The organism is Kushneria indalinina DSM 14324, assembly GCF_003385845.1.
Taxonomy (GTDB): Bacteria; Pseudomonadota; Gammaproteobacteria; order Pseudomonadales; family Halomonadaceae; genus Kushneria; species Kushneria indalinina.
Genome location: NZ_QRDJ01000006.1, coordinates 293,216 through 315,456 on the forward strand (window position 1 = coordinate 293,216; position 22,241 = coordinate 315,456).

At 60.3% G+C, this 22,241-nt stretch carries 18 protein-coding genes, 3 tRNA genes and 1 pseudogene; 18 read left to right on the plus strand and 4 right to left on the minus strand.

Annotated elements, in window-relative coordinates; translation table 11 throughout:
- Window positions 1–9 precede the first annotated feature (9 nt).
- The 4 genes and pseudogenes from rluB to C8D72_RS01395 form a co-directional block, all read left to right on the plus strand.
- A pseudogene (gene rluB / locus C8D72_RS01380) lies at window positions 10–846 on the plus strand (23S rRNA pseudouridine(2605) synthase RluB); the annotation flags it as partial.
- Between the two features lie 336 nt (window positions 847–1,182).
- A tRNA-Lys gene (locus tag C8D72_RS01385) sits at window positions 1,183–1,257 on the plus strand.
- Between the two features lie 46 nt (window positions 1,258–1,303).
- A tRNA-Lys gene (locus C8D72_RS01390) sits at window positions 1,304–1,378 on the plus strand.
- 46 nt (window positions 1,379–1,424) lie between these two features.
- Window positions 1,425–1,499: transfer RNA gene (locus C8D72_RS01395), tRNA-Lys, on the plus strand.
- A 78-nt stretch (window positions 1,500–1,577) separates the two neighbouring features.
- On the opposite strand, the gene C8D72_RS01400 is transcribed toward C8D72_RS01395, so the two are convergent.
- Entirely contained in the window at window positions 1,578–3,029 is a 1,452-nt protein-coding gene (locus tag C8D72_RS01400) for a M48 family metalloprotease (RefSeq protein WP_115852634.1), read from the minus strand.
- Window positions 3,030–3,168: 139 nt separating this feature from the next.
- On the opposite strand from C8D72_RS01400, the gene C8D72_RS01405 reads away from it, so the two are divergent.
- Both C8D72_RS01405 and C8D72_RS01410 read left to right on the plus strand, forming a co-directional pair.
- Window positions 3,169–3,432: a sulfurtransferase TusA family protein gene (locus C8D72_RS01405; RefSeq protein ID WP_342768050.1), complete on the plus strand. Its 264-nt coding sequence runs from the start codon at window positions 3,169–3,171 to the stop codon at window positions 3,430–3,432.
- A gap of 43 nt (window positions 3,433–3,475) precedes the next feature.
- Window positions 3,476–4,567 (plus strand): AI-2E family transporter, encoded by a 1,092-nt coding sequence (locus C8D72_RS01410; protein ID WP_115852636.1) that lies wholly within the window; start codon window positions 3,476–3,478, stop codon window positions 4,565–4,567.
- A 38-nt stretch (window positions 4,568–4,605) separates the two neighbouring features.
- Here the strand turns inward: C8D72_RS01410 and C8D72_RS01415 are convergent, their stop codons facing one another.
- A complete protein-coding gene (locus C8D72_RS01415; RefSeq protein WP_115852637.1) occupies window positions 4,606–5,082 on the minus strand; it encodes a peroxiredoxin in 477 nt (158 codons plus the stop codon).
- Between the two features lie 312 nt (window positions 5,083–5,394).
- Between C8D72_RS01415 and dapA the strand changes: the two genes are divergently transcribed.
- The 4 genes from dapA to purC all read left to right on the plus strand — a co-directional run bounded on the left by dapA (window position 5,395) and on the right by purC (window position 8,784).
- Window positions 5,395–6,279, plus strand: a complete 885-nt coding sequence (gene dapA, locus C8D72_RS01420; RefSeq protein WP_115852638.1) for a 4-hydroxy-tetrahydrodipicolinate synthase — start codon at window positions 5,395–5,397, stop codon at window positions 6,277–6,279.
- Window positions 6,276–7,208: an outer membrane protein assembly factor BamC gene (bamC, locus tag C8D72_RS01425; protein ID WP_115852639.1), complete on the plus strand. Its 933-nt coding sequence runs from the start codon at window positions 6,276–6,278 to the stop codon at window positions 7,206–7,208. The genes dapA and bamC overlap by 4 nt, the downstream gene beginning before the upstream one ends.
- A complete protein-coding gene (locus tag C8D72_RS01430; RefSeq protein ID WP_115852640.1) occupies window positions 7,208–7,969 on the plus strand; it encodes an MBL fold metallo-hydrolase in 762 nt (253 codons plus the stop codon). The genes bamC and C8D72_RS01430 overlap by 1 nt, the downstream gene beginning before the upstream one ends.
- Window positions 7,970–8,058: 89 nt before the next feature.
- Window positions 8,059–8,784 (plus strand): phosphoribosylaminoimidazolesuccinocarboxamide synthase, encoded by a 726-nt coding sequence (gene purC, locus C8D72_RS01435; protein ID WP_115852641.1) that lies wholly within the window; start codon window positions 8,059–8,061, stop codon window positions 8,782–8,784.
- A gap of 43 nt (window positions 8,785–8,827) precedes the next feature.
- Here purC and tsaA read toward each other — a convergent pair whose 3' ends face one another.
- Window positions 8,828–9,580 (minus strand): tRNA (N6-threonylcarbamoyladenosine(37)-N6)-methyltransferase TrmO, encoded by a 753-nt coding sequence (tsaA, locus tag C8D72_RS01440; RefSeq protein ID WP_115852642.1) that lies wholly within the window; start codon window positions 9,578–9,580, stop codon window positions 8,828–8,830.
- A 173-nt stretch (window positions 9,581–9,753) separates the two neighbouring features.
- Between tsaA and C8D72_RS01445 the strand changes: the two genes are divergently transcribed.
- The 8 genes from C8D72_RS01445 (at window position 9,754) to C8D72_RS01480 (ending at window position 19,712) form a co-directional block, all read left to right on the plus strand.
- Window positions 9,754–10,251, plus strand: a complete 498-nt coding sequence (locus C8D72_RS01445; protein ID WP_115852643.1) for a hypothetical protein — start codon at window positions 9,754–9,756, stop codon at window positions 10,249–10,251.
- A 39-nt stretch (window positions 10,252–10,290) separates the two neighbouring features.
- Window positions 10,291–10,827 carry a 1,6-anhydro-N-acetylmuramyl-L-alanine amidase AmpD gene (gene ampD / locus C8D72_RS01450; protein ID WP_115852644.1) on the plus strand — a complete coding sequence of 179 codons (537 nt, stop codon included), beginning with the start codon at window positions 10,291–10,293 and terminating at the stop codon, window positions 10,825–10,827.
- A 435-nt stretch (window positions 10,828–11,262) separates the two neighbouring features.
- Complete coding sequence (gene aceE / locus C8D72_RS01455) at window positions 11,263–13,944, plus strand: pyruvate dehydrogenase (acetyl-transferring), homodimeric type (protein WP_115852645.1); 2,682 nt, start codon at window positions 11,263–11,265, stop codon at window positions 13,942–13,944.
- A gap of 83 nt (window positions 13,945–14,027) precedes the next feature.
- On the plus strand, window positions 14,028–16,259 hold the full coding sequence (gene aceF, locus C8D72_RS01460; RefSeq protein ID WP_115852646.1) for a dihydrolipoyllysine-residue acetyltransferase: 2,232 nt from the start codon (window positions 14,028–14,030) through the stop codon (window positions 16,257–16,259).
- Window positions 16,260–16,479: 220 nt separating this feature from the next.
- Window positions 16,480–17,136, plus strand: coding sequence for an adenylate kinase (gene adk, locus C8D72_RS01465; RefSeq protein WP_115853565.1), 657 nt, complete (start codon window positions 16,480–16,482; stop codon window positions 17,134–17,136).
- A 295-nt stretch (window positions 17,137–17,431) separates the two neighbouring features.
- Window positions 17,432–18,115, plus strand: a complete 684-nt coding sequence (gene tsaB, locus C8D72_RS01470) for a tRNA (adenosine(37)-N6)-threonylcarbamoyltransferase complex dimerization subunit type 1 TsaB (RefSeq protein ID WP_115852647.1) — start codon at window positions 17,432–17,434, stop codon at window positions 18,113–18,115.
- A gap of 11 nt (window positions 18,116–18,126) precedes the next feature.
- A complete protein-coding gene (locus C8D72_RS01475) occupies window positions 18,127–18,924 on the plus strand; it encodes an undecaprenyl-diphosphate phosphatase (RefSeq protein WP_115852648.1) in 798 nt (265 codons plus the stop codon).
- Window positions 18,921–19,712 (plus strand): class I SAM-dependent methyltransferase, encoded by a 792-nt coding sequence (locus tag C8D72_RS01480; protein WP_115852649.1) that lies wholly within the window; start codon window positions 18,921–18,923, stop codon window positions 19,710–19,712. The genes C8D72_RS01475 and C8D72_RS01480 overlap by 4 nt, the downstream gene beginning before the upstream one ends.
- Here C8D72_RS01480 and plsB read toward each other — a convergent pair.
- Window positions 19,704–22,181 (minus strand): glycerol-3-phosphate 1-O-acyltransferase PlsB, encoded by a 2,478-nt coding sequence (plsB, locus tag C8D72_RS01485; RefSeq protein WP_245955110.1) that lies wholly within the window; start codon window positions 22,179–22,181, stop codon window positions 19,704–19,706. The genes C8D72_RS01480 and plsB overlap by 9 nt on opposite strands.
- Window positions 22,182–22,241 lie beyond the last annotated feature (60 nt).

Below are 22,241 nucleotides of genomic sequence, written 5' to 3' on the forward strand. Positions count from 1 at the left end.
ACTTCGCTGATGAATACTGAAAAGCTGCAAAAAGTGCTGGCCCGTGCCGGGCTGGGATCACGACGCGAAATGGAAGCCGCCATTGGTGCCGGTCGCATCAGCGTCAACGGTGAAACGGCCAAACTGGGCGATCGCATCTCCGACGATGCCCGGGTCACCGTGGATGGTCGCCCGGTCACCCTGATGTCGAGTCAGGCTTCGTCGCGCCGCGTCATCATGTACAACAAGCCGGAAGGCGAGCTCTGCACGCGCCGCGACCCGGAAGGCCGCCGTACGGTGTTTGAACACCTGCCGCGCCTGTCCGGCGAGCGCTGGATCGCCATTGGTCGCCTCGATATTAATACCAGTGGCCTGTTGCTCTTTACCACCGATGGCGAGCTGGCCAATCGCCTGATGCATCCCTCGATGGAGATCGAGCGCGAATACGCGGTCAGGGTCATGGGCGATGTGACCATGGAGCATGTGCGGGCCATGGTCGAAGGCGTAATGCTCGAAGATGGGCCGGCGCGTTTCACCGATGTGCAGGAGTTTGGCGGCGAAGGGATCAATACCTGGTTCCATGTGGTCATCATGGAAGGGCGCAATCGGGAAGTGCGCAGGCTGTGGGAATCCCAGGGGCTGACGGTCAGTCGACTCAAACGCGTGCGCTACGGCAGCGTGTTTCTCGACAAGCGCGCGAAGGCCGGCGAGTGGACCGAGCTGAACCAGCAGGAAGTGGATGATCTCTCCGAACTTGCCGGGCTGGAAAAGCGCAAGGTGCCGGCGCTGACGCCGGATGAGAAAAACCGCTGGAATCGCGACAAGAACAAGCGTCGTCCGGTGCGCGGGGTGAAGTCACCGGAAGCCGCACGGACGACCACCCAGGAGAGCAAGCCTCGCCGAAGCGATCGCGAGGAGGCGCGTCCGATCACGCCTCGTGAAAAGCGCAATGAAAAGCGTAGCGATCGCGGTAACTGGAGCTCCACGGCGCCGACCGGCAATCGCCGTTCATCCGGCGGTGGCGACAAGGGGCAGGAGCGTCGTGGCAGCGGTGACAAGGCTCAGGAGCGCCGCAGCGGTGGTCAGAAGGGAAATGCGGGTGCGCCGCAGGGTCGAAAGGGCGGCGGGCGCCGTTAACGCCGCAGGCGTGCAATAGCGCTTGCATCGCGAATGCTTTCAAAGTAGTATTTGCGCCCGTCGAGCGGGTCGTTAGCTCAGTGGTAGAGCAGTTGGCTTTTAACCAATTGGTCGTAGGTTCGAATCCTACACGACCCACCATCTCGACAAAGACAATGACATGTTTGTGATTACTGGCAAGATTGTCGGGTCGTTAGCTCAGTGGTAGAGCAGTTGGCTTTTAACCAATTGGTCGTAGGTTCGAATCCTACACGACCCACCACAAGCCCTGTCATTGTGTCGAACCTCATGTTCGATACTCGATTTTTGGGTCGTTAGCTCAGTGGTAGAGCAGTTGGCTTTTAACCAATTGGTCGTAGGTTCGAATCCTACACGACCCACCAGTTCTGAAAACGCCTCATCCTGATCCGGGATGAGGCGTTTTTGCATGCCGCCCCTGCATCAGGGGGGCGCTGGCCGGTCTAGCGAAACTTCTCCAGCGTCTGCTGGTACTGGTTGAATGCCTTGCGCCGTTCGCGAATGCGGCTGGTCAGGGTGTAATCACCGCTTTGCGTGGACGCCTTTTCTGCCAGACTCAGCTGCTCCAGGCCACCTTCGATATCTCCCTTGAGCTGAAGCTGCTCGGCCAGCGCCAGATGGCCCCAGTCTTCGCGGTTGCTGCGTCCGGCGGCTTCGCTGAGCAGATTCCAGACATCCGGGTCCTCGGCGTGGGTATCGGCCAGGGTTCGCAGGCTTTTAAACGCCGTCATCGGGTTGATGCCCAGCTGCGCCTCGGCCTGGATGATCTGGGCCGGATAGTAGCCGGGCGTCAGGCGCAAAATGCGCTCACAGCGGCGGATGGCCTCTTCGCGACGGCCCGCATCCAGGGCGGCATCGGCGGCGCTGGCCGGCAGCATCAAAACGTCGGGCGCCTCCTGAGCAAGCTGGTCAAAGGCTGCCAAAGCCTGGTCGGTGCGCTGATTGATGCTGTCATTGAGGGCGTCCAGGTAGCGCAGGGCGATCGGATGGGCGTTGTCCTGTTCAAGACGGGTACGTACCAGCGTGGGGTCGCTCATGTTCATCGCCAGCATGGCACGGGCACGAATCAGATCGTACTCGGGGCCCGGATCGCTGACGTTGCCGGTCTGGTATTGCTGGGCCAGGCTGGTGGTGTCGCTCAGTCGCGACTGGGTCATGGGGTGGGTCAGCAGGAATTCGGGTGGGGTATTGCCCTGCATGCCGGAGAGTCGCTGCATGGTGGCAAACATGCGCGGCATGGCCATGGGGTCCATATTGGAGCGCGCCATGGCCTGAAGGCCTACCCGGTCGGCTTCCTGTTCATAGCGGCGTGAGTAGCTCAGCTGACTCTGCATGGCCGCGGCCTGGGTGCCTGCCATGGTGGCCACGCCCAGGTTGCCGCCACCGCCGGCGGCCACCACCAGACCGGCCAGCATGGCTGCCATGGTGGGCAGCTGGGCCCGTTCGCTGCGTGCCATCTCGCGGGCAAAGTGATGCTGTGACAGATGTCCCATCTCGTGAGCCAGCACCGAGGCAAAGGCGTCCTGATCGGGTGCCCAGGCAAAAAGCCCGGTATTGATCCCGATCACGCCGCCGGGTACGGCGAAGGCATTGAGCGTGCGGCTCGAGACGAGGGTGACGATGGGCGTGATATCGCCGAGCTGGCTGTTGGGCAAAAGCCGTGCCACCAGCGATTCAAGGTAATCCTGGGTGATAGGGTCTCGCCACTGCCCGACGTGGCCGCGAAACTCGCGAAGCCAGGCGCGCCCGAGGCGAAACTCTTCCTGACTGCTGAAGCTTCCGGTGGCGTCGCCCAGGGTGGGGAGCTGGCTGGCCGAAGAGGTGATCGGCAGGGCCGCCGTGCCAAGCAGCAGGGCAGCTGTAATAATGCATCGAAAACGCGTATGCCTTGACATGACATGCTTACCGGATGGCCATTGAGACATGAAAGGGCAGAAGCGCTGCTGTCTGCCAGGCACAGGCAGCAGAGGTTGCCGGTTGCATCAAGTTGCCTTTAAATCGTGCCGATTACAACCAGCAGGGGAGCCCCGGGCATTGGAAAATCTTGAGGATATCAGGCAAATGGAGCAGGGGGCCGACCAGGCGCTGGACGCAACCGGCCTTGCCTGCCCGATGCCACTTTTAAAGGCGCGTCAGGCCTTGGCGGCACTGGAGGCGGGTCAGCATCTGCACGTCATCTGCACCGACCCGGGATCATGGCGCGATTTCGAAAGCTTTGCCGCGCAGGGTGCGCATGAACTGGCAGGGCGCCGTCAGGAGGCGGACGTCTACCATTACGTACTGATCAAGGGACGCTGAGGTCTGCGTCGGCCGGTTTTATCCTTAGGGTGTCAATAATCCAATGACCTTCAGAAATCTCTGGAACCATTTCATCGAGCGCTACCTCTCCGATGAGGAGGCGGTGACGCTTGGCGCGCTGCTGGTGCTGGGTTTCGCCATCATCATCTTTTTTGGCGGCATGCTGGCGCCGTTTCTGACCGCGCTGGTCTTCGCCTTTCTGCTCCAGGGCGTGGTGCGCTGGCTGGAACGACTTGGGCTGTCGCGGCTGCCGGCCGTCTGTCTGGTGCTTTTAATGTTTGTCGGGGCGATGCTGTTTTTTGCCCTGATCATCTTTCCGATGGTCTGGGATCAGTTCGCCCGTCTGGTGCAGGGACTGCCTTCTGTGCTGTATCGCAGCCAGGCACTGCTGGATGAGCTGCAGGCCCGCTATCCCAGTATCGTCACACCCGACCAGGTGCAGCATCTGATCAATACCGCCAGCCAGGAAGCCACCCAGCTGGGACGGCGTGTGGTCAGCCTGTCGCTGAGTTCGCTGGCCGGGATGCTGAGCGTCATCATCTACCTGGTGCTGGTGCCGATTCTGGTCTTTTTCATGCTCAAGGACCGTGAGCGACTGATTGGCTTTTTCCTGTCGCTATTACCCAAAAAGCGCATGCTGATGACGCGGGTCTGGTGTGAAATGGATACCCAGATTGCCAATTTCATCCGCGGCAAGTTCATCGAGATCATGATTGTCGGGGTGGTGTCGTTTTTCACCTTCTGGGCGCTGGGGCTCCCCTACGCCGTACTGCTGGGAATCGTGGTGGGGCTGTCCGTGCTGGTGCCCTATATCGGTGCGGCGGCGGCCACGCTGCCGGTGGCGGCCTCTGCGGGGCTACATTTCGGATTTGACCAGCAGTTCGTCTATGTACTGCTGGCCTACGCCATCATTCAGGCGCTGGATGGCAATGTGCTGGTGACCCTCCTGTTTTCGGAGGTGGTCAACCTGCATCCGGTGGCGATCATTCTTGCCGTACTGTTCTTTGGCGGCATCTGGGGCTTCTGGGGCATCTTTTTTGCCATTCCGCTGGCCACACTGATCAAGTCACTGATGTTTGCCTGGCCTCGTGGGGCAAGTGCGTTGCGAAAGGAAAACGCCAGCGCTCTGGAATAAGAACGTTACGGCCCTGCCACCGGCAGGGCCGTCATTCTTCACTGGCCGGTGTTGAGTGATTGCGCCGTGGCCAGTACCTCGTCGGCATGTCCGGCCACCTTCACGCCGCGCCACTGCGCGGCGATGTTGCCCTCCCGGTCGATCAGAAACGTGCTGCGCTCAATGCCTTCGTGCTCCTTGCCATAGAGTTTCTTGAGCTTGATGACATCAAAGGCGCGACACAGGGTCTCCTGCGGGTCGCTGACCAGCTCGAACGGAAAGCTCTGCTTTTGCCTGAAGTTTTCATGCTTGCGCAGCGAGTCTCGAGAAATGCCAAACACGCGTGTATTGGCCTGTTCAAAGGCGTCCATACGGTCGCGGAAATCCTGACCCTCGGTGGTGCAGCCAGGGGTGGCATCCTTTGGATAGAAATACAGCACGACCTGCTCACCCTTGAAGGCAGCAGGATTGAAGGTCGTGTCGCTGGTGGCGTCCAGCGTGATATCCGGTGCGGGCGTGCCAATGGTGATGCTCATGTAAGTTCTCTCCCAGGATTGGAATGGCGCCGCCGCGACCCGGCCATCATGACGCGAAGTGGCACGGGCGGCGCGCGCTGGCGTGGTAGAGGACAATAACCGAGACCGGCGGGGAAATCAGCCGCCCCCGGGCGCCGGCGCGTTTTCCTGCCCGGCTGCGTCTGTACAGCATGGGGTGCGCCGAGTACCATCGTCAGCGTAATGACCGACCCCGAGCGTTTTGCCCCGAAGGCAGATCATATCGGCGTCGGTCTGTACTGGCGGCTTTGATACGGCCGCTTTCAAATGAATTCAAAGGAAGAGGTTGGCGGGATGATCACTGGCAGCATGGTCGCTCTGGCGACGCCCATGAAAGCCGATGGGGCCATCGACTGGGACGCCCTGAGGCATCTTGTAAGCTGGCATCTCGAGCATGGCACCGATGCCATCGTGGCGGCCGGCACCACCGGTGAGCCCACTACCATGAGCGTGGCTGAACACTTCGATGTGATTCGAACGGTCGTGGAAACGGTCAACGGTCGTGTGCCCGTCATTGCCGGTACCGGCGCCAATGCCACGGCAGAGGCCGTGGAGCTGGCGCGTTATGCCAAAGAGGTCGGTGCCGATTATTGCCTGTCGGTCACGCCCTACTACAACCGTCCGACGCAGGAAGGGCTGTATCAGCACTTCAAGGCCGTGGCCAACGCCTGCGACCTGCCCGTCATCCTGTATAACGTGCCCAGCCGGACCGGGGTAGATCTCTACAATGAGACCACGCAGCGCCTGGCGGCGATCGATAATATCGTCGGGCTCAAGGATGCCACCGGCAATCTCGAACGCGCCGAGGAACTGATCGAGCGTCTCAAGGGTCGCGATTTTGCGCTTTACTCCGGGGATGACCCGACGGCCTGCGAATTCATGCTGGCAGGCGGTCACGGCGCCATCTCGGTGTCGGCCAACGTGGCACCGCGTGCCATGCATGATCTTTGCGCTGCCGCCACCAGCGGCGACTATGATCGCGCCCACCAGATCAATACGCGACTGATGCCGTTGCACTCGGTACTGGGAATCGAGGCCAATCCGATCCCGGTCAAGTGGGCGCTTCACGAACTTGGCCTGATGGACAACGGCATTCGTCTGCCGTTGACCTGGCTTTCCGACAAATACCAATCCACCGTAGCCGAGGCGCTGCAGCTGGCCGGAGTGATGGATCAATGAGCAGGACACGCTGGATGATGGTAACGCCACTGCTGCTCGCGCTGGGTGGCTGTGGCGGCGGCTATTATCATGACCGCAACAGCGAATATGCCGATGCGGAAATGACCTCGCCGCTGGAGCTTCCGGCGTCGCGTAACCAGGCCCGCTATCAGGACGCCATGCCGGTGCCGCAGGCCACCAACGACTTCATCAGAAGTCGCGGTGGTTACGAGCCCCCTCGTCCGCAGACCCTGTCCACCAGTGACCGCGAAACGCGCTTTGTCGAGCCTCGCGAGGCTGATGGCAATCGCTGGCTGGTCGTAAGCGCCGCCCCCGGTGCGGTCTGGCCGCGGCTACAGGAGTTCGTGCGCGCCAATGGCTATCAGGTGCAGAACATCAATGGCAATACGGGTCAGATCACGACCGATCGTGGCGTGCTGTCGGTGCGACAGGGCATTCGTAACAACACCACGGACGTCTATTGCCAGCAGGGCGGCGCAAGCGTTGATGCCTGCCTGAGTCAGGTCAGTCAGTATCTGTCCTCCAGTGCCCCGCAAAGCGGCGTCTCTCTGGTGGCCCAGAACCTGTCACGCAATGATCGTGTTCGTCTGGAAAGCCGCGATGACAACTGGCGTCTGGCGCTGGCGCTTGATTTCCCGCGGGCCTGGGCGGAGCTTGCCTGGCAGCTGGAAAACAATTACGAGACGCCTCAGCGCCGCCTGCTCGACCAGAACCGCAGCGAGCGTGTCTTTACCGTGGAATATACGGTCAAGGGCGAGGGCAGCTGGATTCCCTTCCGCGGCAGCAGTGACGAGACGCAGCAGTATCTGCTGCACGTATCGCCTGCCGACGATGCTACCTACGTCAGCGTAACCGACAGTGCCGGTGAGCCGGTCGACCAGCAGAGGACCCATGACCTGCTCGACGGTGTGGCCTCGATTCTGCGCTGATGCGATTTGCATCGCTGGGTAGCGGCAGTCGCGGCAATGCAACGCTGGTCAGCAGTGCCGGTACCACCCTGCTGGTGGACTGCGGGTTTGGCATGCGCGAAGCCGTCAAACGCATGCAGACACTCCATATGGATCCGGCCACGCTGGCCGGCATCCTTGTGACGCATGAGCACATTGATCATGTCCGTGGGGTGTTTGCCCTGGCGCGTCGGTTTGGTCTGACGGTCTACATGACGGTCGGGAGCTGGTTGTCACTCAAGCCTGATCCTGCCATCGAGGTCGTGCTGATCACGCCGGAAGAAACCTGGAGCATCGGTGATTTCGACATTATGCCGGTCACCGTGCCTCACGACGCGCGCGAACCGGTGCAGTATCTGATTCAGACCGGTGTGCATCGACTGGGGCTTCTGACCGACCTTGGCATGGTCACGCCACATGTGCTTAAGCGCTATCGCCAGTGCGATGCCCTCTTTATCGAATGCAATCATGATCAGCGGATGCTGGCGAACGGCCCCTATCCGCCGAGTCTCAAGCGGCGCGTCAGCGGCCGGCTGGGCCATCTGTCCAATCGCCAGGCCGCCGAGCTTTTGCAGACGCTGGGGACCGATCGTCTACAGCGACTGGTTGCGTCGCACCTGTCCGAGAAGAATAATCTGCCCGAGCTGGCCTTTGATGCGCTAAGGCCCCTGCTGGACAACGATGAATCGCGCCTGGTCATTGCGCAGCAGGGGCGCACCGTTGACTGGCAGTCAGTCAGCTGATGCGCTGACATGCCGGGCGGGCCGTGGCAGATGTGCGATATCGACCTCTCTTTTCCCTATAACCCTGTGATTCCCTGCCGGAGACTTTCGTGGAAAAACGCCAGGAACTTTATGCGGGCAAGGCCAAGTCCGTTTTTGAAACCGATGATCCCGATCGTTTGATCCTTGAGTTTCGTGACGATACCAGCGCCTTTGACGGCAAGAAGGTTGAGCAGCTCGAGCGCAAGGGGCGCGTCAACAACCGCTTCAACGCCTTCATCATGAACGCCCTGAAGGAAGCGGGCATTCCGGTGCATTTCGAGCGGCTGCGTTCGGACACCGAGTGTGAGGTCAAGCGCCTGACCATGATGCCGGTGGAGTGTGTGGTGCGAAACATCGCCGCGGGCGGTCTATGTCGCCGTCTGGGAGTGGAAGAAGGCATCGCGCTTGAGCCGCCGACCTTTGAGCTCTTTCTCAAAAATGACGAGAAGGGCGACCCGATGATCAACGAGTCACTGGCCGAGACCTTTGGCTGGGCCAGGCGTGAGCATCTGGTCCGTGCGCGCGAGCTGACCTTTCAGATCAACGAGATTCTTCAGAAACTTTTTCTCAAGGGCGATCTGCTGCTGGTGGATTACAAGCTTGAGTTCGGTCTGTTCCACGGTGAAGTGACGCTGGGCGATGAGTTTTCGCCCGACGGTTGCCGTCTGTGGGATGCCAACACTCGCGAGAAGATGGACAAGGACCGTTTCCGTCAGGGACTGGGCGGTGTGATCGAGGCCTACGAGGAAGTCGGGCGTCGCATCGGTATTGATTTCGATCAGGCCATAGGCTGACCACTTTTGATCGGGCCGGCGACGATGCGTCGTCGCCGGCCGGTCAGGTCCTTGGGACCAGGCTGTCGACCACGATTACGCTTTCATGACCATGACCGTGGTTGTCTGTCTCGACGTGAAAGCGCACATCCAGATCATGAAGACGCACGCCGTAGCCGCGGTCATCGCGCTTGTCTCGACGATAGGCCGGGCGCGGGTCCTGCGACAACACTTGGCGGATCAAGGCACCAAGACTTGCGCCGTCAGGGCGTTCGCTTAGCGTGCGCTGGCAGTCATCGCTCAGCCGGACATCGAGCTGTGGCGGCGGTTCAGGCGCAAAGCCGGCGCTGGCATTTTCTACGCTGTCAGCCCAGGGCAGATAGGGTTTGATATCCACCACCGGCGTGGCATCGACCAGGTCGTGGCCGCGTAGTAGCAGGGTGGGTGCGGGGTCGTATTCGATCCCGGCAAGCTCGACCAGTGACAGACCCAGCCGGTTGGGGCGATGGGTCGAGCGTGAGGCAAAAACACCGACTCTGGCATTGCCGCCCAGTCGCGGTGGTCGTACCAGCGGCGTCCAGCGTTCAGGGCTCTGGTGGAAAATGAAGCTGATCCAGAGATGGCTGAACTGTTCGAGCCCGCGGACGCAATCGGGATGATCAAACGGCGCTTTGAGCCGGAGCACGGCCGTGGCACTGGGGGCCAGTCCCGGCTGGCGTGGAATGCCGAACTTGTCCGGGTAGCAGCTTTCGATGGTGCCGATAATGTCCAGCGCCATCGAGGCGCTGGCAGGAGAGGGCGTGTCATGTGTTGTCATAAGCTGATTATGCCATCTGCCTGTCCTGACGACATCCTGCCGGCAGGGCCTGGGGGCCGCAGTTGTTGCCACGTAGTCACAGGGATAAATGACGCTCCCCTGATGTCCAACGGACATCCGCTTTGCCGCTTTGAGGCAGGTGCGTGCAGGCGTTAATGCAAGGATAAACCATCATGACGAATCAAAACGGCGCGGCTTTTGACACGCCGATGCTTTTTACCGAGAAAAGGGTCAATACCACGCTTCTGGGTGTGGCCTTTGCCTTCTCGGTGGCCGGCGGTATCACGCTTTTGGTACATGCCTGGCAGACAGAGCGCCTCTGGCCGGTCGGGGCCATTGGCCTGGCATTGATCGCCTGGGGGCTGATCGTCGGCAATAACCTGGCGGTACGCCGGCGTCTGTCGCCCGTACTGAGGCTGGAGGCGCAGTGTGTGCGCTACATCGGTGGCCCGGCCTGGAAGCCTCATATGGTGACGCTGAACTTTCGTGACATCGCCCGGGTCGAGAAGGTGCGCGGCAGCGGCATCACGCTTTACCTGCATCAGGAGCGCCGGCCCCGTCTTGTGCCGATCGGACTGTTGTCAAAGCGGGACAGAGAGCAGTTCCTCCACGGTTTTAATGCACGCTGTGATGCCTCACAGGCCATGCGGGCCTCTCCCCAGGGTTCCTGATGGTCGGGCGGCATGACACCTGACAGGACACCAGAACGCATGATTGTCGATCATTGGCTTGCCAGCGCACGACAGGTAACGTCCCCCAACGCCGATGCACGCCCCGCAGATGAGATCTCCGGGGTCGTGCTGCACTCGATCAGTCTTCCGCCGGGCCATTTTGGCGGTGATGACATCGAGGCGCTTTTCACCAATCGGCTCGACTGGGAGGCTCATCCCTTTTTTGAATCGATCAGAGGGCTTCGGGTCTCGGCGCATCTATTGATACGTCGTGATGGCCGCTGCGTTCAGTTTGTGCCCTTTAACCGGCGTGCCTGGCATGCCGGTCGCTCCCGCTGGCAGGGGCGGCAGGCGCTCAATGATTTCACCATCGGTATAGAACTTGAGGGAGACGCGCGTCCCTTTACCCACGCGCAGTATCAAGGCCTGGCAGGGGTGCTGAGGGCGCTGGAAAGCCACTACCCCAACATTACTGCCGGCGAGACGGTGACCCACGAGCAGATAGCGCCGCTTCGAAAGAGCGATCCCGGACCGAGTTTTGACCATCAGTATCTGCTCGGGCTCATGGCAGGATAACGCGGCAACGAAACGCATCATCAACCGTTGGCCCATGCCCGATGCCGTGACTATTCTGGCGAGATGCCCGGTGTCTGTCTGTCGCCCTGAGCGGGAAAATACGGGCGTGGACTCTCTGGCAATATTGATCTGGTTAATGCCATGGCGGTGGCGTCCGGAGACGTTAATTGGCATGACTTCATGTTTGCGGTATCTTCGTCGTCCAATCAGAGCGCCCATGTTCGAGTGTTGCCTGTTTCGTTGATGGCTAACGAGTCGGAATCCGTTGCAGTGTCCTTATGGCTATCCGCGCCGATGACAGCACGTCCGATGCCATCGCTTGACGTATCCGGAAACCATGGCCCCTGTAAACATCGGGTGCCTATCCCGCCTTGAAAAGCGCCAGAGGCTCCAAAAGGGCCCGCTGACAACTTATCTTCATTCGGAGAGACGTCTATGAGTCTGGAGGCAAGAGAAGATCACGATCCGATCGAAACAAGGGAGTGGTTGGAAGCCCTGACATCGGTAGTGGATCGTGAAGGTGATGAGCGTGCTCAATATATCCTGAGCCGTCTGGCTGATCGCTTGCGCCGTGATGGCAAGCTGCCGCCGTTCTCCGTTAACACACCTCATCGCAATACCATTCCTGTTCATCGCGAAGCAAAGCTGCCCGGCGACATGTTCATGGAGCGCAAGATCCGCTCCGCGATCCGCTGGAACAGCGTGGCGCAGGTCATCCGCGCCAACAAGAAGCACAAGGGACTGGGCGGCCACCTGGCCAGCTACATGTCCTGTGCCGTGCTTTATGAAGTGGGTTTCAACCATTTCTTCCGTGCCGACAGCGATGAGCAAAAGGGCGATCTGGTCTACATACAGGGCCATGTGACGCCCGGTATCTATGCCCGTTCCTTTCTTGAAGGGCGTCTAACCGAAGAACAGCTGGACACTTTCCGTCAGGAAGCCGTGGCTGAAGGCCTGTCTTCCTATCCTCACCCTTACCTGATGCCGGACTACTGGCAGTTCCCGACCGTGTCGATGGGACTGGGGCCGATCCAGGCCATCTATCAGGCGCACGTCATGAAGTACATGCATGCGCGTGGGCTGGCGGATATGGGTGATCGCAAGGTGTGGGCCTTTTTGGGCGACGGTGAGTGCGACGAGCCGGAATCCCTGGGCGCTCTGCATCTGGCCAGCCGTGAAAAGCTCGGCAATCTGATTTTCGTGATCAACTGCAACCTGCAGCGTCTGGACGGTCCGGTACGTGGTAACGGCCGGATCATGGACGAACTTGAGGGCATGTTCCGCGGCGCCGGCTGGAACGTTCTAAAGGTTGTCTGGGGCGGTCTTTGGGACCCGCTGTTTGAGCAGGACAGCAAGGGCATCATGCAAAAGCGCATGGATGAGGCGGTCGACGGTGAGTACCAGAATTTCAAGGCACGTGGCGGTGCCTATACCCGTGAGAATTTCTTCGGCAAGTACCCCGAGACGACCGAAATGGTCAAGGACTACTCTGACGAGGATATCTATCGCCTCAATCGCGGTGGTCATGACCCGCAAAAGATCTACGCGGCCTACCATGATGCGGTCAACAACGCCGGTGATCGCCCGACCGTCGTGCTGGCACATACCGTCAAGGGCTATGGCATGGGTGGCGGCAGCGGTGAGGCCGACATGGAAGCCCACCAGATCAAGTCGATGGAAACCGATGCCCTCAAGGTCATGCGTGACCGTTTTGGCATTCCGGTTTCCGACAAGCAGCTTGAAGAGGGCATGCCCTACTACAAGCCCGATGACGATAGTCCGGAAATGCGCTATCTGCATCAACGGCGCAAACAGCTGGGCGGCTATCTGCCAGCGCGCAAGAACGATTTTGAGCCCATCGAGATCCCCGGGCTGGATGACAAGATGTTCTCCTCCCAGACCAAGGGGTCGGGTGATCGTGAAGTCTCCACCACGATGTCGTTTGTCCGCGTGCTCAATGGCCTGGTAAAAAACAAGCAGTTCGGCCAGCAGGTCGTGCCCATCATTCCCGATGAAGCGCGCACCTTCGGCATGGAAGGCATGTTCCGCCAGATTGGTATCTATGCGGCGGAAGGCCAGAAGTACGAGCCGATGGATACCGGTCAGATCATGTACTACCGCGAGGATCAGAAGGGTCAGATCCTTGAGGAAGGCATCAATGAGGCCGGTTCCATGTCGGCCTGGCTGGCGGCGGCGACGTCCTATGCTAACCATCACGTGCCGCTGCTGCCGTTTTACATCTACTACTCGATGTTTGGCTATCAGCGTGTGGGCGATCTGGTGTGGGCGGCCGGTGACCTGCAGGCGCGCGGCTTCATGGTTGGCGGTACCGCCGGGCGTACCACCATCAACGGTGAGGGCCTGCAGCACCAGGACGGCCACAGCCATATCCTGATGTCCACGGTTCCCAACTGCCGTGCCTATGACCCCTGCTATGGCCACGAGCTGGCCGTGATCATGCAGGATGGTCTCAAGCGCATGTATCAGGACCGCGAAAGCTGCTTCTACTACCTGACGGTCATGAACGAAAACTATGCTCATCCCGAGATGCCGGAAGGCAGCGAGGAAGGCATCATTCGTGGCATGTATCTGCTTCAGGAAGGCGAGAGCGACAAGAAGCAGCCGCGTGTGCAGCTCATGGGCAGCGGCACGATCCTGCGTGAAGTGGAAGCGGCCGCCGAGCTCCTGCGCGATGACTTTGGCGTCACCGCCGATGTCTGGAGCGTGACCAGCTTCAACGAGCTGCGTCGTGAAGCGCTGGAGTATGACCGTCAGCAGTTCCTTAACCCTGAAGGCGAGCAGCAAAAGCCGTGGGTCACGAGCTGCCTGGAAGGACGTGAAGGACCGGTTATTGCCTCCACGGACTACATGAAGCTCTATGCTGATCAGGTGCGTGCGTGGGTACCGACGGACTTCCACGTTCTGGGCACCGATGGTTTCGGGCGCTCGGATACGCGCGAGCATCTGCGTCGTTTCTTTGAAGTCGATCGCTATTTTGTCACCGTACTGGCGCTGCGCGCGCTGGCCAATCGTGGCGAGATCGATGCCAAAACCGTCAGTGACGCGATGAAAAAATACGACATCGACCCCAGCAAACCCAATCCGCTGGTGAGCTGAGGCGCCTGTCTCACAACAGTGCCGCCGGGTGAGTCACGGACTCACCCGGCCCGGACAACGGCCAGGTGACAAGGAGCGCGACCTTGAGTAGTGAAATCATTAAGGTACCCGACATCGGGGGCAGCGAGGGCGTCGAGATCATCGAGATCTCCGTCCAGGCCGGCGATACGATCGACGCCGAAGACACCATGATTGTGCTGGAATCGGACAAGGCCAGCATGGACATCCCCGCACCGAAGGCCGGCAAGGTCAAAAAGGTGCTGGTCAGCGAAGGGGACAAGGTGTCCGAAGGTGACGACATTCTCGAGCTTGAAGCCGAGGATGAAGGAAGCGACGGCGACGCTGACGACAGCGATGACGAGGCAGATGAGAGCGACGATGAGCAGTCGTCGGTCAAGGACAGTCGTAACGCCGAGCATCTCGAGGAAGAGGCCGAAGCCGACGAATCCGATGTTGAAGACGACGACAAGCCGAAAAAGTCCTCCGGGAACAAGGGCGGCAAGCGCACGGTAGAAGTTCGCGTACCGGACATTGGCGGCAGCGAAAACGTCGAAATCATTGAAATCGCGGTCAGCGAAGGCGATGAGATCAGTGAGGAAGACGCGCTGATTACCCTTGAGTCCGACAAGGCCTCGATGGATGTCCCCAGCCCCTATAGCGGCAAGCTGGTCTCTCTTGAGCTCAAGGAAGGCGATACCGTCTCCGAGGGCGACCTGATCGGCACCATGGAAATCGCCGGTGAAGGCGATGACGAAGGCGCCGACGACGATACCTCCGACGACGCTTCCGATGATGACAGCGGCGATGGCGCCGATCATGAGGAAGAAGCCGACGCCATTGGTGACGGCGAGGATGATGTCGAGGAGAGCGACAGCGAAGGCGGGCGTCAGGAGCTGCGCGTTCCCGATATTGGCGGCAGTGAAAATGTCGAGATCATCGAGGTGCCGGTCAGCGAAGGCGATGAGATCAACGAGGAAGATGCGCTGATCACGCTGGAGTCCGACAAGGCCTCCATGGATATCCCCAGCCCCTTCAAGGGCAAGGTCGTGGAAGTCAGCGTCAAGGAAGGCGATACCGTTTCCGAAGGCGATCTGATCGGCTATATCGAAGTGGCCGGCAGCAAACCGAAGAACGAGGGTTCGGCCAAAAAGTCTTCCAGTGACAAGTCCGACTCGAAGAAAAAGTCCGAGGATTCGGCTAAAAAATCCTCGGATGGCAAGCCTGAATCGAAAAAGTCCGAATCAAAAGGCAAGTCCGGTGGCGGTTCGAAAGACGCCAAAAAGCAGGATGTACCGGATAGCGAAGCGCAGAAGGACGAGGGGGACTATGGCGGTGAGCCGGGCCCCGAGGCGCGTCGCAACCAGGGTGGAAGCACTTCCGGCAGCAGTGTTCACGCCGGTCCTGCCGTTCGTCTGATGGCGCGTGAACTGGGTGTGGATCTTGCCGAGGTCAAGGCAAGCGGTCCGAAAGGGCGCGTGCTGAAAGAAGACGTGGACGGCTTCGTCAAGCAGGTCATGAGCGATCGCAAAAAGGGTGGTGGTGCATCCGCTCAGCCGTCTGCGCAGGCGCAGGGGGGTGCCGGTATTCCGCCCATCCCGGCGATCGATTTCAGCCAGTTCGGCGAGATCGAAGAAAAGCCCATGGGCCGGCTGATGAAGGCCGGGGCGACCAACCTGCATCGCAGCTGGCTCAACGTGCCGCACGTGACCCAGTTTGATGAGGCTGACATCACCGAGCTCGAGAACTTCCGCAAGGCGATGAAGGACGAGGCGGCTCAGCAGGGTGCGAAGCTCACGCCGCTGCCGTTCATGATCAAGGCCGCAGCGCATGCGCTGGCGAAGTATCCGCAGTTCAATGTCTCGCTGCATCCGGATGGCGACAAGCTGATCCAGAAAAAGTACTTCAACATTGGCGTGGCGGTGGATACGCCCAACGGCCTGATGGTGCCGGTGATTCGCAACGTGGATCAAAAGGGCATTGTCGAGCTGGCCAAGGAAGTGATCGATCTCGCCGGACGCGCTCAGGAAGGCAAGCTCAAGCGTGAGGAGATGCAGGGCGGCTGCTTCACCATTTCGAGTCTCGGCTCGATTGGCGGCACGGCCTTCACGCCCATCGTCAATGCGCCTGAAGTGGCCATCCTCGGTGTCTCGAAATCGCAGATGAAGCCGGTATGGAACGGCAGCGAGTTCAAGCCGCGGCTGATGTGTCCGCTGTCGCTGTCCTATGACCACCGTGCCGTTAACGGTGCCGATGCGGCACGCTTTACGGCGTATCTGGCAGCGATCCTGACAGACATCCGTCGACTGACCATGTAACGGTTGGCAGTGTCCCAGGGCGGCTCTTCGGAGCCGCCTTTTTTTGTAGGTGCGTTACGGCCAGGCGTCGTCAATATGTCGCAGAGCTGTCGACTTCGCTTGTGCCCGTATGGCGCCTGTCGTTATTGTTGCGTTTTATCGTCAGGCGGCCCGCCAATGACTGTTGTCTGATGGTGGCGCCGGCCCGGATCATGAGTCATTTATTGAGGAGCGGTTTTTCATGCGTTTGATCCTGTTGGGAGCCCCTGGTGCGGGTAAGGGGACGCAGGCCCGATTCATCTGCGAGCGCTTCGATATCGTCCAGATTTCGACCGGCGATATGCTGCGGGCAGCCGTCAAGGAAGGCAATGAACTGGGCCAGAGGGTCAAGGAGGTCATGTCTGCCGGTCAACTCGTCTCCGATGACCTGATTATCGAGCTGGTCAAGGAGCGCATCGCTCAGCCCGATTGCGCCAACGGCTTTTTGTTTGACGGCTTTCCTCGCACGATTGTGCAGGCCGATGCGCTAAAGGAGGCCGGGATTGATCTCGATCACGTGCTTGAAATTCATGTGGCCGATGAAGAGATCATCAACCGCCTCTCCGGGCGCCGCGTTCATCCGGGGTCGGGGCGCATCTATCATGTCGACAACCATCCGCCGCTCGAGGTCGATATCGACAATGAAACCGGTGAGGCACTGATTCAGCGTGAGGATGATCGTGAAGAGACCGTGCGTCATCGTCTGGAGGTCTATCATGACCAGACCGAGCCGCTGATCGCCTACTATCAGGAGTGGCAGCAGCAGGCACCGCAACAGGCACCGGCCTTCCATCGGGTCGAGGGTGTTGGCAGTGTCGAGGATATTCGCGCTCGGGTCGTCGAAGCACTCAGCTCCTGACATGGCATCATGATGTTTTCTGAAAAACCGCACGCCTTAGGGCGTGCGGTTTTTTCATGTCCGAATTTTCCTTTGTTACTGTGCAGTTACGCCTATTTTTTCCCGCCGCTGCGGAATGGTTGGCCGGGCATGGTGTCTCTTTAACGGCAGTGTCATGATGCGCTGCTTCCATGGCCTGCACCTTTGTGCAATGACATGGATTGCCTTTAAAACGCAGGCTTGAAAGCGTTTTGGACGGGCGTTGCAATACCTACGTATAATGCCGCCTCATTCCCGACTCTGACGTAGCGAGACCATGACTAGCCTGCTGGCCCTTGATGCTTCTTCTTCTGCCTGCTCCGTAGCCCTCTGGATGGACGGTAATGTGATCGGCAGGGTAGAGCATGCCCCGCGCGGTCATACCCGCCGTCTCATGCCCATGATCGATGCGCTGCTGGATGAGGCCGATATTGCCCGGACCTCGCTGGATGCGATCGCCTATGGCCATGGCCCCGGCTCCTTTACCGGTATACGCATTGCAGCAGGCGTTGCACAGGGGATCGCCTACGGGCTGGAGCGGCCGCTACTGGGCATCTCTACACTGCGGGCGCTGGCGCAGGGCGCCTGGCAGCGTGACGGCGCCAGCCTTGTCATGCCGGCACTGGATGCGCGTCTGGGCGAGCTCTATGTCGCGCTGTATCAGGCCGAGCAGGGGCGTCTGGAAGCCGTGATGGCCGATGGTGTGGTGGCACCCGAGGCGCTGGTGCTGCCGTCATGTCAGCCCGGGTCGATCACCATGATCGGCAGCGGCGTCACCCTGCTGGACAGGCTGCCATCCGGAATTCAGGAATACGTGGGTACAACGCTTGAGGATCGCGAGCCCGAGGCCTGCGACATTGTGCAACTGGCCGCCATGGATTTTGCCTCGGGGCTGATCACCAGCCCCCAGCAAGCCCTTCCCATTTATCTGCGTGATCAGGTTGTTTCCAGCAAGCGTTAAGGATGCCTTTTATGGATTGGTTACATGTGGTGGTGCTCTCCTTTATTCAGGGGATCTCCGAATTTCTGCCGGTGTCGTCATCGGCGCACCTGATTCTGCCATCACAGCTGTTTGGCTGGCCCGACCAGGGGCTGGCATTCGATGTTGCCGTCCATGTCGGCACCCTTCTGGCCGTTGTCATGGCCTTTCGCGAAGATGTCGTCGCTATCGTGAAGGGCTGGTGCGCGCAGGTGTTCAAGCGGCGCCCGAGCGAGGAGGGGCATATTGGCTGGGCCGTGATTGTCGCCACACTGCCAGCGGGTATTCTGGGATTTCTCGGTGATGACTACATCAGCATTTATGCGCGCTCCGGGCTGGTGATCGCCACCACTACCATCGTGTTTGGTCTGGTGCTGTGGTGGGCGGACGTCAAGGGCATCAGAAAGCTTGTCATGTCACAAATGACGCTTAAAAATGCGCTGCTGATGGGCTTTGCACAGGCGCTGGCCCTGATTCCGGGCACGTCGCGTTCGGGCATTACCATCACGGCGGCGCTGCTGTTGGGCTATACCCGTCAGACGGCGGCCCGCTTCTCCTTTCTGATGTCGATCCCGCTGATTCTGGCGGCGGGCACCTTCAAGGGTATCGAGCTTGCCCAGACTGGTGCCGATGCCCACTGGCTGCCCATACTGGGGGGTGTTGTCCTCTCCTTTATCTCGGCACTGGCCTGTATCAAGCTCTTTCTGGCCGCGCTGGACCGTATCGGCATGCTGCCCTTTGTCATCTATCGCATGATTCTGGGCGTGTTCCTGTTTATCTCTCTGGCATGACACTTCCGGACGCTGTTACCCGCCCCGTGGTAGTGGGGGATGATGCACAAAGCCACGCCCTGGCCCATCAGCTGGGGCTTGCCCTGGTGGAGGCGCCGGGCAGTGATGATCTGTGGCTGCACTACGGCGAGCAGGGTCTGGAGCTGGGGGGTGACAGACGTCAGTTCGGGGCGCCAGTACGGGCCGATCTGGTCGGCGGTGGCGTGGCGCACCGCCGCCAGTTCGGGGGCGGGCGCGGTCAGCTGATCGCGCGTGCCTGCGGCCTGAAGCAGGGCGTGTCACCGGAGATTATTGATGCCACGGCGGGGCTGGGTCGCGACAGCGCAGTGCTGGCCTCGCTGGGCTCGCGCGTATTGATGATCGAGCGTCATCCGGTGGTGGCGGCGCTGCTGTCCGATGCCCTGGAGCGGGCCGGTATGATGGATGAGCTGAAGGCGCTGACGCAGCGGCTTTATTTCGCTCACGGTGACAGCAGCCAGACGCTGTCAGAACTGATCGCCACGTCAGACGTTGCGCCTCAGGTCATTCATCTCGATCCCATGTATCCGCATCAGGACAAGTCCGCATTGGTGAAAAAGGAGATGCGCCTTTTTCGCCGTCTTGTCGGGGATGACACGGATGCGCCACAGCTTTTGTCCCGGGCGCTCGATATCGCGACCCACCGGGTAGTGGTTAAAAGGCCCAAGGGCGCACCGCCCATCGAGGGGCCATCACCCAGCCATGAGATTGTCTCCAAAAACAGTCGCTACGATCTTTATGTGCACCGATCATTAAAGCCTTCACGCTGAGGCTTCGGTATGCGGGCGTCCGGCGGTCAATTCCGTCAGACGATGACGCAGGGTCGGGTCAAACAGCATGCGGCTTTTCATCAGGGCATCCGGCAGTCGCGAGTCGAAATTGAGCCGCTCCTGTGATTGCCACAGCCAGCCATCGCGCTCCAGGGTGTCCAGCAGCCCGGCAAACAGACGGCGATCAAAGAACTCCGGTGCGTTGAGTCCCTGCAGACGTGTGAGGCGTTCCGCCAGCAGCTGACTCTGCTCTTCAAGCATTTCCCGGCTGATGGTGCCGTTGGGGTAGTGCATCAGCGTCGAGAACAGGATAAAGCCGCGTTCGAGTGTCGGCTGGATCGCTCGACCCAGCAGATAGAGTCGCTCACGTGCCTCGTCCCCTGTTTCGGGGCGCTGCCAGTGTTCCCCCTGCTGTTTCAAGAGGCCCAGCGCCACGAAGACTGCCAGTACGTCGCGCAGGTGCTCGGCGAAGTCCGTGTCATCATCCTCGATAAAGAACTCCTGCTGCAGCGCCGGCCAGATGGGGGCCAGTAGGCTGTCGAGCGTTTCGAAGTCAAGGCGGGCGTTGTTGCGAAAGGCGAAGGCCACCAAGGCATGAAGGGCAAAAAGGTGCAACACGTTGTTGCGATACCAGGTCAATAGCGGCGCGCGTTCGTCGCTGACGGTGATCAGATCGCCCAGTGAGTGTTCGATACGACTGACCATGCCCAGATATTCGCTGCGTTCAACCCAATCCTGTGGGCTCTGCTCGGGCAGGCGAACGCGCTTGCCGCCCGGCAGCCGTTCCTGCAGGGCATACAGCGTTTTAAGCTGACGCAGGAGCAGATCAATTTCGATGGTGCGATGCGGGGTGGCCAGAATGGTCAGGGCGACCAGTGAAATGGGCGTCAACGCGGCGGCGTGATTGATGCGCGCGGCAATCTCCAGGCTCAGATCCGGGACCGCCTCGCGCAGCCAGTCGGCCTCGGCGCCGGCCTCCTGCGAGCGCCAGTCAGGAAAGCGCTGATCCAGATAGCTGCCCAGCACCAGCGGTTCTCCCACGCTGACCTGGACACGACCGAAGGGCTGGCGCAGGTGGCGCAGCACGCGCAGCAGCCCCAGCGGACTTTCCTTGCGTTTTTCGCCGGTGCGCAGCTCGCGAATGTAGGCGTTGGATTCGATGACCTTTTCATAGCCGATATAGATCGGCACAAAGGCCATTTCCCGATTCGGCGCACGGGCATGGGAGCGCAGCGTCATCGACAGCATGCCGGGGCGCGGCGAGAGCATACGACCGGTGCGCGAGCGCCCGCCCTCAATGAAATACTCGACCGGGTGGCCCTGGGAGAGCAGCTGGTGCAGGTATTCGTTGAACACGGCGCGGTAAAGCTGATTGCCGCGAAAGCTGCGGCGCATGAAAAAGGCGCCGGCACGGCGCAGGAGCGGGCCGATCACGGGCATGTCGAGATTGCGCCCGGCGGCAATGTGCGGGGGCATCAGCCCCTTTTGATAGAGCACGTAGGAGAGCAGTAGATAGTCGATGTGGCTGCGGTGACAGGGGACATAGACCAGCTCATGGGTGCCCGCCAGCGCCTCGACATCCTCGATGCCGTGCACATCGACGCCATCGTAGAGCCGGTTCCACAGCCGTCCCAGCACCTGATAGAGAAATCGCAGCACGGGTGCCGACATGTTGGCGGCGATCTCGAAGCCATAGCGCTCGGCACGTTGCAGGGCCTTGTCATCGTGTTCCCCGCGCTCCAGTGCGCTTTGATGTGCGGCGTCCCGTACGGCAGGCTGGCGTAGTACACGCCGGATGAGCGTGCGGCGATGAGACAGGTCCGGCCCGATCGCCTGCAGCCTGATGCGGCGAAAATAGCGTCGCAGAAAGCGGGTAATGCGGGTTCGATTGAACTGCTGGTCGACGTCACCGTGGGCCATCAGCGCGCGCAGTGATACCGGTTCTCCCAGACGAATCTCGAGCGAACGGCCGTTGATGATCACGCCGGCCAGACGTTGAAGCCGGCCTACCAGCGACCAGCCATCGGCGATCAGCAGGTGGCGAAGCCCCACGCGCTCACGCTGCGGTGCACGGCCCCAGAAAAGCGTGACCGGGACGAGATCCACATCACTGTCAGGGTGCTGCTCCAGCGCGCCGATCAGGTGATCAAGCGAGGTGGAGCGATCCACATGGCCGCGGTGACGGCGATAATGTGCGGCGTCGAAAAGGGCCAGATGTGCCGGGAAACGACGGCCATCGGCCAGACAGACACTGCCTTCGGGAGAGGGCAGGTCAAAGCGCTGACAGAAGATGGACAGTGCCATGCGATCGGAAAGGGCGGATACCGGCAGTACGTAGACCACCGGCCGGGTGCTCTCGGTGACAAGGGCCTCGGGGCGTTCGGGGTCGATGCTGCGAAAGCGCAGCCAGGCACCGAGCAGCCGGCAACCCAGTCGCTGCCAGAATCCTTGTGAGGGCGTTTCAGACATGGCCATTTTGCTCGCTGAATCGGGGTGGCGGATGGTTTGATGACCTGAAAAGGGAGATCT

Excerpts from the sequence above, each read along its gene's own strand:
- C8D72_RS01400 (WP_115852634.1), bottom strand. The coding sequence starts at position 3,029 with ATGTCAAGGCATACGCGTTTTCGATGCATTATTACAGCTGCCCTGCTG.
- C8D72_RS01410 (WP_115852636.1), top strand. The coding sequence starts at position 3,476 with ATGACCTTCAGAAATCTCTGGAACCATTTCATCGAGCGCTACCTCTCC.
- C8D72_RS01415 (WP_115852637.1), bottom strand. The coding sequence starts at position 5,082 with ATGAGCATCACCATTGGCACGCCCGCACCGGATATCACGCTGGACGCC.
- dapA (WP_115852638.1), top strand. The coding sequence starts at position 5,395 with ATGATCACTGGCAGCATGGTCGCTCTGGCGACGCCCATGAAAGCCGAT.
- bamC (WP_115852639.1), top strand. The coding sequence starts at position 6,276 with ATGAGCAGGACACGCTGGATGATGGTAACGCCACTGCTGCTCGCGCTG.
- C8D72_RS01430 (WP_115852640.1), top strand. The coding sequence starts at position 7,208 with ATGCGATTTGCATCGCTGGGTAGCGGCAGTCGCGGCAATGCAACGCTG.
- tsaA (WP_115852642.1), bottom strand. The coding sequence starts at position 9,580 with ATGACAACACATGACACGCCCTCTCCTGCCAGCGCCTCGATGGCGCTG.
- C8D72_RS01445 (WP_115852643.1), top strand. The coding sequence starts at position 9,754 with ATGACGAATCAAAACGGCGCGGCTTTTGACACGCCGATGCTTTTTACC.
- ampD (WP_115852644.1), top strand. The coding sequence starts at position 10,291 with ATGATTGTCGATCATTGGCTTGCCAGCGCACGACAGGTAACGTCCCCC.
- aceE (WP_115852645.1), top strand. The coding sequence starts at position 11,263 with ATGAGTCTGGAGGCAAGAGAAGATCACGATCCGATCGAAACAAGGGAG.
- adk (WP_115853565.1), top strand. The coding sequence starts at position 16,480 with ATGCGTTTGATCCTGTTGGGAGCCCCTGGTGCGGGTAAGGGGACGCAG.
- tsaB (WP_115852647.1), top strand. The coding sequence starts at position 17,432 with ATGACTAGCCTGCTGGCCCTTGATGCTTCTTCTTCTGCCTGCTCCGTA.
- C8D72_RS01475 (WP_115852648.1), top strand. The coding sequence starts at position 18,127 with ATGGATTGGTTACATGTGGTGGTGCTCTCCTTTATTCAGGGGATCTCC.
- C8D72_RS01480 (WP_115852649.1), top strand. The coding sequence starts at position 18,921 with ATGACACTTCCGGACGCTGTTACCCGCCCCGTGGTAGTGGGGGATGAT.
- plsB (WP_245955110.1), bottom strand. The coding sequence starts at position 22,181 with ATGTCTGAAACGCCCTCACAAGGATTCTGGCAGCGACTGGGTTGCCGG.